Source organism: Rhabdobacter roseus, from assembly GCF_014202275.1.
Classification (GTDB): Bacteria; Bacteroidota; Bacteroidia; order Cytophagales; family Spirosomataceae; genus Rhabdobacter; species Rhabdobacter roseus.
Genome location: NZ_JACHGF010000003.1, coordinates 961,787 through 977,249, shown reverse-complemented (window position 1 = coordinate 977,249; position 15,463 = coordinate 961,787). Strand labels below are relative to the sequence as shown.

16 protein-coding genes are annotated in these 15,463 nt (G+C 54.3%); 9 read left to right on the top strand and 7 right to left on the bottom strand.

Translation table 11 applies throughout. From position 1 onward, the window contains the following. Together HNQ92_RS13900 and HNQ92_RS13895 are read left to right on the top strand one after the other, a co-directional pair. A partial coding sequence (locus HNQ92_RS13900; RefSeq protein ID WP_184174613.1) for a UDP binding domain-containing protein occupies positions 1–485 on the top strand: 485 nt, incomplete at its 5' end. A gap of 53 nt (positions 486–538) precedes the next feature. After that, complete coding sequence (locus tag HNQ92_RS13895; protein ID WP_184174612.1) at positions 539–1,528, top strand: UDP-glucuronic acid decarboxylase family protein; 990 nt, start codon at positions 539–541, stop codon at positions 1,526–1,528. Positions 1,529–1,912: 384 nt separating this feature from the next. Here HNQ92_RS13895 and frr read toward each other — a convergent pair whose 3' ends face one another. The 5 genes from frr to dusB form a co-directional block, all read right to left on the bottom strand. Then, a complete protein-coding gene (gene frr / locus HNQ92_RS13890) occupies positions 1,913–2,473 on the bottom strand; it encodes a ribosome recycling factor (protein WP_184174611.1) in 561 nt (186 codons plus the stop codon). Positions 2,474–2,524: 51 nt separating this feature from the next. Further along, positions 2,525–3,250, bottom strand: a complete 726-nt coding sequence (pyrH, locus tag HNQ92_RS13885) for a UMP kinase (RefSeq protein WP_184174610.1) — start codon at positions 3,248–3,250, stop codon at positions 2,525–2,527. Positions 3,251–3,312: 62 nt separating this feature from the next. Next, positions 3,313–3,813: an acyl-CoA carboxylase biotin carboxyl carrier protein subunit gene (locus HNQ92_RS13880; protein WP_184174609.1), complete on the bottom strand. Its 501-nt coding sequence runs from the start codon at positions 3,811–3,813 to the stop codon at positions 3,313–3,315. A gap of 80 nt (positions 3,814–3,893) precedes the next feature. Then, positions 3,894–4,835 carry a DMT family transporter gene (locus tag HNQ92_RS13875; protein WP_184174608.1) on the bottom strand — a complete coding sequence of 314 codons (942 nt, stop codon included), beginning with the start codon at positions 4,833–4,835 and terminating at the stop codon, positions 3,894–3,896. Next, positions 4,832–5,830 (bottom strand): tRNA dihydrouridine synthase DusB, encoded by a 999-nt coding sequence (dusB, locus tag HNQ92_RS13870; RefSeq protein ID WP_184174607.1) that lies wholly within the window; start codon positions 5,828–5,830, stop codon positions 4,832–4,834. Before dusB ends, HNQ92_RS13875 begins: the two co-directional genes overlap by 4 nt. Positions 5,831–5,962: 132 nt before the next feature. Here dusB and HNQ92_RS13865 point away from each other — a divergent pair, with 132 nt between their 5' ends. From HNQ92_RS13865 to HNQ92_RS13850, 4 genes are all read left to right on the top strand, one after another. Next, the gene (locus HNQ92_RS13865) at positions 5,963–6,928 is read left to right on the top strand and encodes a CPBP family intramembrane glutamic endopeptidase (protein ID WP_184174606.1); all 966 of its coding nucleotides are present in this window, start codon (positions 5,963–5,965) and stop codon (positions 6,926–6,928) included. Between the two features lie 63 nt (positions 6,929–6,991). Next, on the top strand, positions 6,992–7,210 hold the full coding sequence (locus HNQ92_RS13860; RefSeq protein ID WP_184174605.1) for a putative signal transducing protein: 219 nt from the start codon (positions 6,992–6,994) through the stop codon (positions 7,208–7,210). Further along, complete coding sequence (locus HNQ92_RS13855) at positions 7,182–8,015, top strand: phosphatidate cytidylyltransferase (protein WP_184174604.1); 834 nt, start codon at positions 7,182–7,184, stop codon at positions 8,013–8,015. The genes HNQ92_RS13860 and HNQ92_RS13855 overlap by 29 nt, the downstream gene beginning before the upstream one ends. 194 nt (positions 8,016–8,209) lie before the next feature. Then, complete coding sequence (locus HNQ92_RS13850; RefSeq protein ID WP_184174603.1) at positions 8,210–8,926, top strand: carboxypeptidase-like regulatory domain-containing protein; 717 nt, start codon at positions 8,210–8,212, stop codon at positions 8,924–8,926. Positions 8,927–8,941: 15 nt separating this feature from the next. Here the strand turns inward: HNQ92_RS13850 and HNQ92_RS13845 are convergent, their stop codons facing one another. Further along, the gene (locus HNQ92_RS13845; RefSeq protein WP_184174602.1) at positions 8,942–9,745 is read right to left on the bottom strand and encodes a UDP-2,3-diacylglucosamine diphosphatase; all 804 of its coding nucleotides are present in this window, start codon (positions 9,743–9,745) and stop codon (positions 8,942–8,944) included. Between the two features lie 227 nt (positions 9,746–9,972). Here HNQ92_RS13845 and HNQ92_RS13840 point away from each other — a divergent pair, with 227 nt between their 5' ends. From HNQ92_RS13840 to HNQ92_RS13830, 3 genes are all read left to right on the top strand, one after another. Then, complete coding sequence (locus HNQ92_RS13840) at positions 9,973–10,647, top strand: histidine kinase (protein ID WP_184174601.1); 675 nt, start codon at positions 9,973–9,975, stop codon at positions 10,645–10,647. Next, on the top strand, positions 10,644–11,405 hold the full coding sequence (locus tag HNQ92_RS13835; RefSeq protein ID WP_246440115.1) for a LytR/AlgR family response regulator transcription factor: 762 nt from the start codon (positions 10,644–10,646) through the stop codon (positions 11,403–11,405). Before HNQ92_RS13840 ends, HNQ92_RS13835 begins: the two co-directional genes overlap by 4 nt. A 95-nt stretch (positions 11,406–11,500) precedes the next feature. Further along, entirely contained in the window at positions 11,501–12,889 is a 1,389-nt protein-coding gene (locus HNQ92_RS13830) for an OmpA family protein (protein ID WP_184174600.1), read from the top strand. Positions 12,890–13,102: 213 nt separating this feature from the next. Here HNQ92_RS13830 and HNQ92_RS13825 read toward each other — a convergent pair whose 3' ends face one another. Then, positions 13,103–15,139, bottom strand: coding sequence for a histidine kinase (locus HNQ92_RS13825; protein ID WP_184174599.1), 2,037 nt, complete (start codon positions 15,137–15,139; stop codon positions 13,103–13,105). Between the last annotated feature and the right edge of the window lie 324 nt (positions 15,140–15,463).

Below are 15,463 nucleotides of genomic sequence, written 5' to 3'. Positions count from 1 at the left end.
GCTACGACTTCCGGATCCTGCGCTCGGTGATGGCGGTGAACGACGACCAGAAGAAGCGGCTGCTGCCGGTGGTGGAGGAGTACTTCGGGGGCGAGTTGAAGGGCAAGACGATTGCGGTGTGGGGGCTGGCCTTTAAGCCCTACACGGACGACATCCGCGAGGCCCCGGCTTTGGAGAACATCCGGGCGCTGCTGGCGGCGGGGGTACAGGTGACGGCCTACGACCCCGAAGCTATGGAGCACGTGAAGGCGCAGCTGCCGCAGGTGACGTACTGCCACACGCCTTACGCGGCCCTGGACGAGGCCGACGCGCTGATGATCTTCACGGAGTGGCCGCAGTTTAGGACGCCGGATTTTGCGAAGATGGGCAAGTTGTTGAAGAACAAGGTGATCTTCGACGGGCGGAACCTCTACGAGCTGGATCAGATCAGGGAGCAGGGCTTTACTTACTTCTCCATCGGGCGCGAAGCGGTGCAGGTGAGCTAGGCCTCCTATTTTTAGAACACGAATTTTTCACTATTTGACCAAATAACGTATTCATGAAACGCGTACTTATCACGGGAGCGGCGGGCTTTCTGGGCTCACATCTGAGCGATCGATTTATCAAGGAGGGTTACCACGTCATCGGGATGGATAACCTCATCACCGGCGACATGCGTAACATCGAGCACTTGATGCCTGAGCCCCACTTCGAGTTTTACCACCACGACGTGACTAAGTTTGTGCATGTGCCGGGCGATCTGCACTACGTGCTACACTTTGCTTCCCCGGCCAGCCCCATCGACTACCTCAAAATTCCCATCCAAACGCTGAAAGTAGGGGCCATGGGTACGCACAACCTCCTGGGCCTGGCCCTGGCCAAAGGCGCGCGTTTCATGATTGCCTCCACCTCGGAGGTTTACGGTGACCCGCTGGTGCACCCACAAAACGAAGAATACTGGGGGCACGTGAATCCCATTGGCCCGCGGGGCTGCTACGACGAGGCCAAGCGGTACCAGGAAGCCATCACGATGGCCTACCACCGCTACCACAGCCTGGAGACGCGCATCGTCCGGATCTTTAATACTTACGGACCGCGTATGCGCCTCAACGACGGACGGGTACTTCCGGCTTTCATTGGGCAGGCGCTGCGGGGCGAAGACCTGACGATCTTTGGCGACGGCAGCCAGACGCGCTCTTTCTGTTACGTAGCCGACCTGGTGGAAGGTATTTACCGGCTGTTGTTAAGTGACTACGCGTATCCGGTCAACATCGGCAATCCGGGTGAGATTACTATCAAGGAGTTTGCCGAAGAGATCATCAAGCTGACGGGTACTTCGCAGAAAATTATTTATAAAGATCTGCCGCAGGATGATCCCAAGCAACGGCAGCCGGACATCACCCTGGCCCGGCAGATCTTGGGCTGGGAGCCGCAAGTAAGCCGCCAAGAAGGGTTGCAGATTACCTACGACTACTTCAAGGCCTTACCTCAGGATCGACTGTACGAAGAGTCGGGACACCGCGCTTTTGCTGATTTCAAAAAAGTATAAAACGAAGGTACTTTGCCCGATCTTTTCCAAAGCCCGGTCTCATCAGGATCGGGCTTTGCCAGTTAGTGGCCGGAAGCCGACAAGCAGGCGTAGAAGAGGATACGCACTATGGGGCAATTACTCAAAGTATCTGGCGTTAAAAAGCGCTGCCAGGTACTTTGAGGGGGCAGGAATGGAATTTTTACATCTTCTTCCTGTCGTGGATAGGTACTTAATAATAATAAACGTATCCTGCACGACAAGGATGATTAGCCACTGAAAATACAAAGCGAATAGTAAGAGAGTCTGAGCTTTGCTCAGCGATAGCCATGAAAAAAGAGCAGCGATTCCCGTTAGTAGACACTAGCGGGAATCGCTGCTTTATACAAGTACCCATAAGGGTTTTTATACTTCCATAATATCCTTTTCCTTCACCACAAAAATCTGCTCGATTTGGGCGATGGCGCTGTCGGTGAGTTTCTGAACGCGCTCTTCCCCAATCTTCACTTCGTCTTCCGAAACACCTTCTTTGGTCAATTTACGAATGGAGTTATTGGCATCCTGACGGATGTTCCGCACGTTCACTTTGGCCGTTTCGACTTCCTGCTTCACGCGCTTGACCAGCTCCCGACGGCGCTCTTCGGTGAGCGGTGGTACCGACAGCCGGATCAGTTCGCCGTCGTTCGAAGGGGACAACCCTACGTTACTGTTCCGGATGGCTTTTTCTATTTCCGGAATCATTTTGCGCTCAAAAGGCTTGATGGCGATCGTGCGGGCGTCGGGCGTATTGACGGTCGCTACATTTTGTAATGGCGACATGGAGCCGTAGTACTCTATTTGTATCCCCTCCAGCATTTGGGGAGAAGCCTTTCCGGCGCGAATTTTCGACAATTCAATGGTGAGGTGTTTCAGAGCTCCGTCCATCGTTTCCTTGGCGTCATCCAGATATAGTTCTATTTCTTCCATGTGGGTTTGGTTAGATTTTATATCAAAACATATTTCAATGTAAAAAACGACTTACCCTTCACTCGACACCAGTGTACCGGCGGAGCCACCCATGACGATGTCGTAGAGATTGCCGGATTTGTTCATGTCGAACACGATGATGGGTACGTTGTTTTCTTTGCAAAGGGCAAAGGCGGTCAAATCCATAATCTTTAAATTCTTGGACAGCGCTTCGTCAAAGGTGAGTGAATCGTACTTGGTGGCGGTAGGGTCTTTTTCGGGATCGGCCGTGTAGACGCCATCGACGCGGGTACCTTTCAGAACTACCTCCGCCTCCGACTCAATGGCCCGCAGGCTGGCGGTGGTGTCGGTGGTAAAGTAGGGGTTGCCGGTACCGGCTCCAAAAATAACGATCCGGCTCTTTTCGAGGTGGCGAATGGCCCGGCGGCGGATCAGCGGCTCGCATACCTGCTCCATCTTGATGGCCGACATCAGCCGGGTGTACATGCCGTGCTTTTCGAGCGAGCTTTGTACGGCCATGCCGTTGATGACCGTCGCCAACATGCCCATGTGGTCGCCCTGGACGCGGTCGATGCCGGATTTCTCGACGGAGGCACCGCGAAAGATATTACCTCCACCAATGACGATCGCGATTTGTACGCCCGCGTCGTATACCCGCCGGATCTCCTGCGCGTACTGATCGAGAATACTAAAATCAATGACCTGAGTTTTATCGCCGCCGTTGAGGGCTTCGCCGCTGAGTTTGAGTAAAATACGTTTGTATTTAGGACTGGGCATGATGAAGTTTTTGGAGTTGAATTCGTAAAAATAAGCGCAGGAGAGTCAGAATTACAAGTTATTTAGACAAACTCTATCAATACCTGATTTTTTTCGACGCTATCGCCGGGCTGTACATGGATGGTCTTCACTACGCTATCGGCGGGGGCTTTGATGGCGTTTTCCATTTTCATAGCCACCAGCACTAGCAGGGTGTCGCCTTTCTGTACGGGGTCACCGGGCTGCACCCGGATGGTTTGGATGAGGCCGGGCATGGGGGCCTTCACCTGATTTACCTTAGTGCCCGCGGCCTGGCTCATGCCCATGCTTTCGAGCAGGAGATCGAAGCGATCCTGCACGGAGGTAGTGTAGAGCTGGCCGTTGATGCGTAGCGTAAACTGCTTGGCCGCCGCGTCCGTTTCAAGTACCTCCACGGTAAAGGAGCGATCGTTCCAGATGACATGGTACCGGCGGTCGTCGAGCCGTACAACGTCCCCTCCAAAGGGCTCGTCGCCAATAAACCACTGTTTCTTCTCCTGCCGGATCTGTAGCGTATCGGATTCGTTTACGGTTACTTTTAGCATGGTCGTAGCTTTTCTTTTGGGTTTAGATGGCCTCTAAGGTAGGTACTTTGCGGGGTACTTCCAGCACAAAAGTACCTCGGTCATGGCTTGTGGTTTGGTTCCGGGGTACTGGGCGGGCGGCTTTTGGCTTTCCTATTGATAAGGTACACCCCCGCCAGGATCACGAAAGTACCTCCCCACTGCTGTGGCCCGATGGACTCCTGGTCGAGCAGCCCCCACGACAACGCCACGATGGGCATCAGGTAGGTCACGGAGGCCGCAAATACCGCACTGGATAGCTGAATGACACGATTAAAAATGACCGACATCAGTCCCGAAGCCAACACGCCCAAACTAAGCAAGGCCGAGGAAGGAACCAGGTTGGCGGGGTTGGACATTTTGGTAAAAAAACCCGTGTACAGCAACATGCCCAACGCCATAGGCCCCACGCCGGCAAAAATCCAGGCGGTAGAGATTAGTGGTGGGAGCTCCCGGAGGTACCTTGCCACGATGTTGATGTTGGTGCCGTAGCAAAGCGTAGCCGCAATGGCCAGAATGACGTAGGGATTAATTACCGAAAACGAAGTACCGTTGTGCGTCAGGATGAGCATCAGGGCTCCGCCCAGCGCCACCAGCAGCCCCACCACCTGCATGAGGCGGGAGCGCTGCCCAAAGAGCAGCACGCCGATCAGCATCGTGAACAGCGGACTCAGGGCGTTGAGGGTACCTACCAGCGCGCTGTTGAGGTGACTACCCGCCTCGGCGATCAGAAAAGCCGGTACTAAGTACCCCAGCAGCCCCGACAGGAAAAGGTACTTTAACAAAAACCGGGGGATGATTTTGTAGCTGCGGACCAGTACGGGAAAAAAGAAAACAAAAGCCAGGAAAACCCGGCCCGCGGCCACTTCGGTGACGCTGTAAGCCAGTAAACTTTTTTTGATAAGAATAAACGAACTACCCCACACCAAAGCCAGTAGTCCGAGCAGACCCCAGGCGATCAGGGGAATGGGGGCGTTGGAGCTGGTAATGGATTTGCTGCTCATGCCGTCACGAATTCGGCCTGGTGGTAGGCTTCAGAAATTTCGCTCAGGATGCCGTTTAACTCCTCGTGCGACAAGCTCTCCACCAACCGCATCCGGTAGGGTTTGAAGTGGTTGAGGCCCCGGAAGTAGTTGGTGTAGTGGCGGCGCATTTCCAGAATGCCGGTAATCTCGCCTTTCCAGCGCACCGAAAAATCCAGGTGCTTGCGGCAGGCTTCTACGCGCGCGGCCAGGGTAGGAGGGGTCAATAGCTCACCCGTGCGGAGGTAATGCTTCACTTCGTTAAAAATCCAGGGGTACCCAATGGACGCCCGACCAATCATGATGCCGTCCACGCCGTAGCGGTTTTTGTAGGCCAGGGCTTTCTGGGGGCTGTCGATGTCGCCGTTGCCGAAGATCGGAATCGTCGTGCGCGGATTTTCCTTGATCCGCCCGATGAGCGTCCAGTCGGCGGCGCCCTTGTACATCTGTACGCGCGTGCGGCCGTGTACGGTCAGGGCCTGAATGCCTATATCTTGCAGCCGCTCGGCCACTTCCAGAATATTCTTGGTGGTGTCGTCCCAGCCCAGGCGCGTCTTAACCGTCACGGGTAGGTGGGTGGCTTTCACCACGGCCTCGGTCATCCGAACCATCTTGGGGATGTCCTGCAATAGCGCGGCACCCGCCCCACGGCAGGCTACATTCTTAACCGGGCAGCCGTAGTTGATGTCGATCAGGTCGGGACTGGCCTGGGTAGCAATTTCCGTACAAGCGCGCATGGTTTCGATGTCGCTGCCGAAAAGCTGGATGCCTATGGGGCGCTCGTACTCAAAGATGTCGAGCTTCCGGACGCTCTTGGCGGCGTCGCGGATCAAGCCCTCCGACGAAATGAACTCCGTGTACATCAGGTCCGCGCCATTCTCCTTGCAGACGGCCCGGAAGGGCGGATCGCTCACGTCTTCCATGGGGGCCAGCAGCAACGGAAATTCCCCTAATTCAATATTCCCAATCTTGACCATGCTTGTACTTACACTTTACTGATTATCTTGCCCATCAAACACCCGGACGCAGTCCGATAGTTTCTTTATTTTATACAATCCCAACCAGAAAGATGTTCCTGAACAGGAATTTAGCCGTAAATTTACGGAATTATGGTAGAAATAACTCCAAGTACCTCACGTCCACGGGTACCTAACACCTGGCGAAGCCTGCTGGTCCTCGTCGGATTTATCCTGGTCGGCATGTCGGTCGGGAATTTACTGGCGGCTTTGCTCCTGATTGGGTACCTGTCTATGGACGGCGCGGTATCCATGGACATCATCGCGACGCTCTTGCAGGACCCCTCGCAGGTACCCAACGGCTGGTACGCGCTCATGCTCTTGCAGGCTACGGCCCATGTACTTACGTTTCTGGTACCTTCGCTGCTGTACTGGTACCTGATCGAGCGGCGGCGCTGGGCCGATTTTGACTTCCGTCCGGCCTCGTCGGCCACTACCTGGCTGATGGTATTCCTGCTGGTCGTGGCTTTCATGCCTTTCAATAGCCTCATGATCGAGTGGAACAACCAGATGAGCCTACCCGAAGGGCTACAGGGTGTGGAGCAATGGATGCGCGCCAAAGAAGATCAACTAGGCAAGCTCACCAAGCACCTGGTGCAGTTCGAGTCGGCCGGGCAGCTGTTGATCGCCATCGTCGTGATCGGGTTTATTCCTTCCGTCGGCGAAGAGGTACTTTTCCGGGGCGTGTTGCAGCGGAAACTAGCCGAAGAATGGGCCAGCGTGCACACGGCGATCTGGGTATCGGCCATCGTATTCAGCGCCATTCACGTGCAGTTTTACGGGTTTTTGCCCCGGATGCTGCTCGGTGCCATGTTTGGGTACCTGTACTACTGGTCGGGGCGGTTGTCGATCGCAATCTTTGCGCATTTTGTCAATAACGGCTTCACGGTATTCATGATGTACCTCTACCACCGGAAAGCCATCCCGATCGACATCGAAGATACCGAGACGGTGTCGCTGGTTACCGCGCTGCTCTCGTTGGGCATCACCGGAGCCTTGCTCTACGGAGTTTGGGTGCGCAAAAACCGTCCCCTGGAGAGCACAGAAAAAATACTTTGAGAAAATAATAGTAGCAAGTAGCCACAAGTGATCATTTTTGAACGTAATCTATACTAGAGTAGAATGGATAATTGGGAAAAGGTATTTGAAACGAGTCAGGTAGTGCGGGCCGAAATAGCCCGGTCGGTGCTGGAAGAAAACGGGATCAACGCCGTCATTCTGAATAAACAATCCAGCAGCTACGTTATTTTCGGGTTATGTGAGGTACATGTACCCGTAGAAGACGCCCAGGCCGCCAAACAGATCCTGACCCATGACGCCACGCTTAGAGAAACTGAATAACCTGCAGCAACGCGTTGTGGCGGCTATCGTGGGCGTGGGCATTATTGTGCTGGGGGTACTTTACAACGACCTGACCTTCATGCTGTTGTTTTGTACCATTAGTGCTCTTACGCAGCTGGAGTTTTACAAGCTGCTGGGCCTCGATGGCAACCAGCCCCTGACTCACTACGGTACCTTGTGCGGGATCGTGATGATCCTGCTGACGTATTTGATCGAAAAGGAAATTGTCGCTTTTGAAAATTACTTTCTGATCAGCCCTTTGCTTGCCATGATTTTTTTTATCAAGCTGTACAAAAAGAACGATCTGAAACCCTTTACCAACATTGGCTTTACGTTCCTGGGGATCATCTACGTCGCGCTACCTTTTTCGCTCATCATCGCCATGGCCATTCGTGGGGGTATTTACAACTACGAAATCGTAATGGGTAGTTTGTTGCTGCTGTGGGCTACCGACATCGGGGCGTACTTTGCCGGCACCAAATTTGGCCGGCGAAAACTGTTTGAGCGCGTTTCGCCCAAGAAATCCTGGGAGGGAGCCCTGGGTGGAGCGGCCTTTGCGGCCCTCGTAGCCTTTGTTCTGGGCTTTTACTTTCGTACCTTCGAACCCTGGAAATGGTACTGCATCGGGGCTATTATTGTGGTGGTAGGTACCTACGGCGACCTGGTGGAGTCTCTCTTTAAGCGCAGCATTGCCATTAAAGATTCGGGAAGTACCATACCGGGCCACGGCGGTTTCCTGGACCGGTTCGACGGCTTGTTGCTGTCGGCGCCGTTCATCGTAACTTTCATCAAGCTGTTTTCGTGATTGGCACAACTATTTATACTTAATCCGAAGCAATGCGCCGATCAGCCGGGCGTTTTGGTACTAGCAGGTACTTTCAGGTACCTCGCCCAAGTACCTTTTTGATCATTTGCTTTTTTGAACCTTGGCTGGCAGCCTAAAAAACAGCGAAGGTAAGTCCTTGACCCATTAGAAATTAGAAATAAAGATTTGCAGGAATGAAAAACATCATCATAGTATTTTTTGTCGTACTGGCCAGCTGGCTGAGCAGCCCCGACGCCGCGGCGCAGGGGCAGCAAAAAGCGATCATCTTTACGGGGGTCGTGGTGGCCGGAGGAAACTCCGAGCGGTTGCCCGGCGCTTATATTTTTATTCCCAAAGCGGGTAAAGGTACCCTGGCCGACCACGTCGGGTACTTTTCCATTCCGGTGTTTCCCGGTGATAGCATTGTGTACACCTACGTGGGGTACAAAACGCAGTACCACGTGATCCCGCGCAACTACAACGCCGAAACCTACTCGGCCATCATTGCCATGCGCGAAGACGTACAGATGCTGGCCGAAGTACGGGTGTACCCCTACGCTACCGAAGAGGAATTCAAGAAGGCCTTTTTGGAAATGCGACTCCCCGACCAGGCCGACCGCGACGCTCTGGCGCGCAGTACCGATCAGGACTACCTCACCCGGATGGCCGCTCAGGTACCTAACAACGCCCAGACCAACTACCGCTACACCATGGATCAGCTGCTCTTTGGGCGGGAGTCGGCGGCCAATAAAAGCTTTGTCACTACCTTTCCGTTCCTGAATCCTTTTGCCTGGAATAACTTCATCAAATCCGTGAAGAACGGCGACTTGAAAAAGAAGGAGTACCGGCAGGATCTGAACCAGACCCCACGCGAAAGCATGACGCGGCAGGACTTTATCAGGGAGCCCTAGTCCATCAACATCCTTCTATTTGCCAAAAGTACCTAGCTGTACGCTCAGGCCGTCAAAGGTAGCGTAGGTTTGCTGGCTTACCCATTCGCCCAGGTTGATGTACCGGCTGTTGTCGGTCACGCGCAGGTCCAGGGGTAGGTGCCGGTGGCCAAAAATGTAGTAGTCGTGGTGGAGCAGCTGCTCCATGGCCCGGCAGTACTGAAAAAGCCATTCGCGTTCTTCGCCCAAAAACTGTTCTTCTCCCTTTTTGATGTTCGTGATCCGGCTGCGTTTCGACCAGCCCGTCGCGATCCGGATGCCCAGGTCGGGGTGGAGCTGTCGAAACGACCAGCGTGCCAGGGGGTTCTCAAACACCCGTTTGAGCTGCTTGTAAAAGTGATCGCCCGGCCCGAGCCCGTCGCCGTGGCCCACCAGCAGCGCTTTTTCTTCGCCCGTAGGCAGGGTGACCTGGTACCTGACGGGCACCCGGTGTATGGTAGCCCCCAGCTCATCGGTGAAGTAGTCTGACATCCACATGTCGTGATTGCCGGTAAAAAACACCAACTGGATGCCATCGTCCGACAGCTCGGCCAGCTTGCCCAGGAGCCTGACGTACCCCTTGGGGACGGCGTGCTTGTATTCAAACCAAAAATCGAAGATATCGCCCACCAGGAAAATTAGTTGGGCATCCGCTTTTATGGAATCCAACCAGCTTACAATCAGCCTTTCGCGGGCCCGGCTACGCTCAGGATTGGGCGCGCCCAGGTGGAAGTCGGAAGAGAAATAGAGGCGTTGCCCGGGGAAGAGGGAAAGAAGTTCCGTAGGTATTGCTGGAGTCATGGGTATGCTTCAAAAGAGTGCGCAAGTTACGACGTTCGGTTGGATCTGTTACCAAACCCGACTACCGAATGATAGCCCAACTATTCAAGTTAGGGGTTGATCTGCGTAATCCGCTAAATGTTGGACATTCTTATAAAGGGATTGCGGTAATTTCGAACCTACAACATCTGCCTGTAGGCTATTGGCTCCCACACCAATGCACCAGGAGTTTATCCTTTCTATCAGCCGTGGATCTCGACCGGGAAATAGCCCAATTAGAAGTAAAGTTGCTGCGTTCGCAGATCAACTCACACTTCCTGTTCAACAACCTGAATGCCATCAACTACCACATTTTACGGAACGATTCGCAGAAGGCCTCGCGCTACCTGACGCTCTTTTCCCGGCTCATGCGCCGGATCATCACCGGCTCCCAGCGCGACTTCGTCAAGCTTGACGAGGAGGCCGAGACGATCCGCCTGTACGTAGAAATGGAGAGCCTGCGGTTTGATAAACCTTTTAAGTTTATGTACTTTGTGGATGATAGCGTGGCTCCCGAAGCCGTCTGGATCCCTTCGTTGCTGCTGCATACCTACGTAGAAAACGCCATCTGGCACGGGCTGGTACCCCAAACGGGCGAGGGAATGCTGCGACTGAGTGTAAACCGCCACCTGGGGAAGTACCACATTGTGCTGGAAGACAATGGCTTCGACCGAAAGCCGGGCGGAACCGGGCTGCCCAGCGCCCTCCGGGCCGACGAAGATGCCGGCCTGCTCATGGCTGAAGAAAGGCTCCGGCTCCTGAACCAAAAATACAAAACCGATATGCGCGTACACATCGATACCCCTTCTTACGGTCCTGAGGGCTCCCGCCCCACGAGGCAGGGTACGCGCATCGAACTATCCTTTAAACCCTTTATGCTATGATGAAAGCCATACTCGTCGATGATGAAAAGCACTGCACCGAAAGCCTCGATATTTTGCTGAAAGCCTACTGCCCGGCGGTGGAAGTAGTAGGCAAGTACAACCGCGCCGAGGAGGCCCTGGAGGCCATCGGGCGTAACTCGTTCGACGTACTTTTTCTGGACATCGAAATGCCCGTCTACAACGGCTTCGAGCTGCTCAACCGTGTGGCCAAGCAAAACTTCGACGTGGTATTCACGACCGCTTACGATCAGTTTGCCGTGAAGGCTTTCAAGTACAGCGCCTTCGACTACCTCCTGAAGCCCATCGACGCCGATGAGCTGGTGAAATGCGTGGAGAAATTGAGCGAGAAAAAATCCCAGTCCGATGTTCAGAGCCAGCTGAGTTTTCTGCGCAGCATCCTGGATCGGGACCGTTTTCAGCCCCAAAAAATCGCCCTGCCTACTACCGTGGGCGTGGAGTACGTCGAAATCGCGGACATCGTGCGCTGTGAGTCAGACAGCAACTACACGCGTATTTTCTTGAATAACCAAAACCCAATCCTGATCTGCCGTACGCTGAAGGAGGTAGAAGAGCTGCTGGAGAACTCTAATTTTGCCCGGATTCACCACTCGCACCTCATTAGCCTGGACCACCTCCGCAAGTACGTCCGCTCCGACGGCGGCTACGTAATCATGTCTGACGGCAGCGAGCTGACCGTATCGCGCAGCCGCAAGGACGTATTGAATAATTTGTTGAAAGTCCGGTCTTTTCGGAATTGACCAATTACTCAGTAGAAAGCCCCGACTACGCAATCAACGGGCAAAAAAATAACGCGATGGCTACCTTTACTGAATCTACTAACCAACGCATGATCATGAAGGTAGCAAGAATCAGTACATTGGTGGTCGGGCTAGCACTCCTGGCTTTAGCGGAGGCCGGGGCCCAAATCCGGATCAATAGCCCCGGCAAGGTAGCCGAGCGCCAGGCCGAAAACCGGGCCAATCGTAAAATTGATCAGACCATCGACAGGGGCTTTGACAAAGTAGAGGAAGGCATTGGGAACATCTTTAAAAAGAAAGATAAAACCGCCAAGGAAGAAAAAAACGACCAGAAAGGTACCTCTGCCGAAAGCTCCGAAGACAATACAGGCGGAGGATCATCCGAAGGCCGCGCGTCGGGAGGTACTTCTACGGGCGGGAAAGCCGTCGAACCCGCCAAGCCTACCCTAAAAGCGTACAGCAAGTTTGACTTCATGCCCGGCGAGAAAATTGTGGCCGCCGAGGATTTTGCCCAGGATGCCGTGGGGGATTTTCCGGCCAAGTGGAATACCAACGCTTCGGCCGAGGTAGTGACCATTGACGGCTACGACGGCAAGTGGCTGATGATTGGTAAAACCAGCAACGCCAGCTACATTCCGGAGTTTATCAACGCCCTGCCCGAAAACTTCACCCTGGAGTACGACCTGGTTTATAATAACTGGAACAAAGAATACGCCTACCAACGCCGCCTCCTCACGACCCTCCACGAGGTACAGGACGCCTCCCAGCAAATTAACCGCGATGCCGCCGGACGGGGAGCGACGTTCGCCTTTGACGGGAAAATGGGCAATGGAAGCGTAGAGCTGGTACAAACCAACAAAAGCGGAAACTATACCGACCTGCGCGGCATAAACGACTACCAGCCCATCAACCCCGATAACAACGGCAAGGTATTTCACGTAGCGCTGTGGCGTCAGAAAGGCCGTCTGCGGGTATACGTTGATGAAAATAAGGTGTTCGATTTCCCCCGGGCCTTCCCGACCGACATCCAGCTTTCGGCGGTACGTTTCCATGCCGATATATCCAACGACGAAGCGCAGGTTTTTATCTCCAACATCCGCCTGGCCGTGGGCGCGCCCGACACCCGCTCGAAGCTCATCACCGAGGGGAAATTCGTGACCACGGGCATTACCTTCGACGTGAACTCGGCCACCATCAAACCCGAATCCTTTGCGGTACTAAAAGACATCGCCGCCACGCTCACCGAAAATGCGTCGGTAAAGGTGAAAATCATTGGCCATACCGACTCGGATGGCGATGAGGCCAGCAACCTGGCGCTGTCAAAGAAACGGGCCGAGGCCGTAAAAGAAGCGCTGAATAAAGAGTTTGGCGTAGGCAGCGACCGCCTCCAAACCGACGGCAAGGGCGAAAGCGAACCCCTCACCCCCAACACCACGCCCGAAGCCAAAGCCAACAACCGCCGCGTTGAGTTTATAAAGCTTTGATATACTTGGCAGAGGGTAGTTTGCAGGGGGCCTGGGGCAGAGGGTACTTTTTTCCAAAAGTAGCATCGTAGACTCCCTTTCTCCGCGGGAGAAAGGGCCGGGGATAGAGGCAAGGGAATTGGGGCTTTTAGCATAGTTCTAAGTACTTTGCCCGCTCAACTACCCTACGCCCTCTGCCGCGCGGCGGACCGCCCCGAGCCCCACGCTATGGGCCTACTCCGCCAGCTGGTACCGGATCTCGACGCGGGTACCGGCTACCTCGCCCTGGGGCGTTACTACGTCGGCTACTTGGATGTGGATCTGGGCGGAAAAATTCCGGTTAAAAAGCTCTACGCGCTTGTGGGTGATCTGCATTCCGAATGACTTGTTGCGGCTGGCCGACTTGCTCTTCATTTCGCGGGCTTTCTCGCGGCCAATGCCGTTGTCTTCAATCAAAAACAAGCAGGCGTCTTCCTCTTCCACCAGCCGAATCGTAAGTACCTTTTCGGGCTTGGTACTGTGAAGCAAGCCGTGCCAAATGGCGTTTTCGACGAAAGGTTGCAGCAGCAGGGGCGGCACCACCAGGGCGTCGGTATCCATGTGCTCGGGTACCTCGAGCCGGTAGTCGAAGCTGTCGCCGAAGCGCCGGGCTTCAATCTCCAGGTACAGCCGGAGGGCTTCCAGCTCTTCACTCAGGCTGATGGTATTCTCGCGCGAGTTTTGAAGTACCATGCGCAGCAGTCGCGAAAACTTGCCGAGGTAGTCGCTGGCTTTATCGTTTTCGTTATTGAGCACAAAATACCGGATCGTGTTGAGGCTGTTGAAGATAAAATGCGGGTTCATCTGGGCGCGCAGGGCCTGCATCTCCATGTCGGCGAGCTGGAACTCAAACTCGGAGCGGAGGTTGGCTTCCTTCTGGGCCTGCAGTGCTTCCGACATCGCCATCACTTCCTTGGTACGTTCAGATAGTTTTTCCTGTAGCTCGGCGTTGGCCTGCTCGGTGATGTCCTGGTTCAAGTGGAGCTGCTGGATGTAGGCCTTTTGGTTTTCGGTGCGCTCCTGAGCGAGCAGCCGCACGTTGAAGCCCAGCGCAAACGAAAAGCACATGATCTCGGCCAGTACGCCAATCTGGAAGTAGTTGATGGGAGAAATCCCTTGTACCTTGAATACCATTAGACTACCGAGCGTAGCTAGAATCACGCCCGCAATAAAAAAGATATTCCCGGCCAGAAAGTAGGGTAGTACCGGCGAGCGATTCTTTTGAATGATGCGGGCCAGCATCACCAGATTAAAGAGCAGCAGCACCACACGATCCACGGTGAAGAGCCGGACGTCGAACTCCCGCCTCCAGACGAGCCCCACCGCTACCAGTACCCCCACGCCGTACAGAATCAGGCCTTTCCAAAAAACGTTCAGAAAAGACCACAGCGGTTTGTCGTACTCCTGAATGCGCAACAAGCCCATGCTAAACCGAATGTAAAGACCCATGTAAACCAGCTGGATGGGCTCGTTGATGAGCGTCCGGAGCGAAGGCGACAGGTAGTGGCCCAGCCAAAACACCGAGCCCGTTTTTAGCGAAAAATAAATGACCACGCCCCCCAGGTACAAGGCGTAATAGAGGTAGAGGCGGTCGGTGGTTTTGAGGTAAAGAAAAACCACAAACAGGAAAATGGAAAAAACGGCCCCCAGAATGAGTACGCTGGTATAAATACCCAGGTTGCCGGGTGAGTAGGAGTCCCAAAAATCTTTTTCGAGCCCACGCTGGGTAAGGAGCCGCACCTGGAGGTTGGGGGCGGGCTGGTAGTTGTTCCTGAATTTGAGTAACAAAGCGGCCCTGGTCCGGGCCGGGATGCTGAACGGCAGGAGCGAGTTGTTGTAGCGGTAAGCTACCTTCCAGTAAGGCTCCATATCACCCACGCGCTGGTGTTGCCAGGTACCTAGGGAGTCGTAAGCGATGTACACGTCCACCTGGTCGTTGCCAGCGGGTGGATAAAGTACCCAGCGCCCGGCCTGAGGAGAGTCGTTCCAGAGCTCTAGCCGCAGCCAGTAGAGGCTGTCGCGGGTGGTAGTAGGTACTTGGGTGAGAGGCTGAAAGGTACTTAGCGCCAGGGTGTCGGGCGGGTAGTTGGCCAGCGAGGTAGCCCGCCAGACTACGTGCGAGGTCAGTGACGTATCCGAAGGTACCCCCGAAAGACGAAGGGGAGAAGGACTCTGGGCCACAGCGGCCCCCGCAAGGCAAAGCAGTAGTAAAAAAAGAAGGGTACTTTTCATGCAAAGTCCAAAATCGGGACATGGGTCCGCGCGCGATTCAAATATACTAAGTACCCAAGTACCTTCCGAATACTCCTCCGTTTTTCGGGCTTATGTTTCAAAGTACCTCCCGACGGATCTCGGCAAACTAGCTGCCAGGTACCCTGGCCGTGCGTATACTCGTCCGTTCAGACTCCCCGGTCTGGGGCTTTAGTTTTGCTTCGGCTCTGCTGGGTCTTTGTTTAAGTAAAAATTGGCATAAAAATTGCTTAAAAATTCGCGGTAAGCCCACTTTGGGCAACTACTTTATTCTTACTTTCACGTAGTCAGAGCCTTAACTCCGGC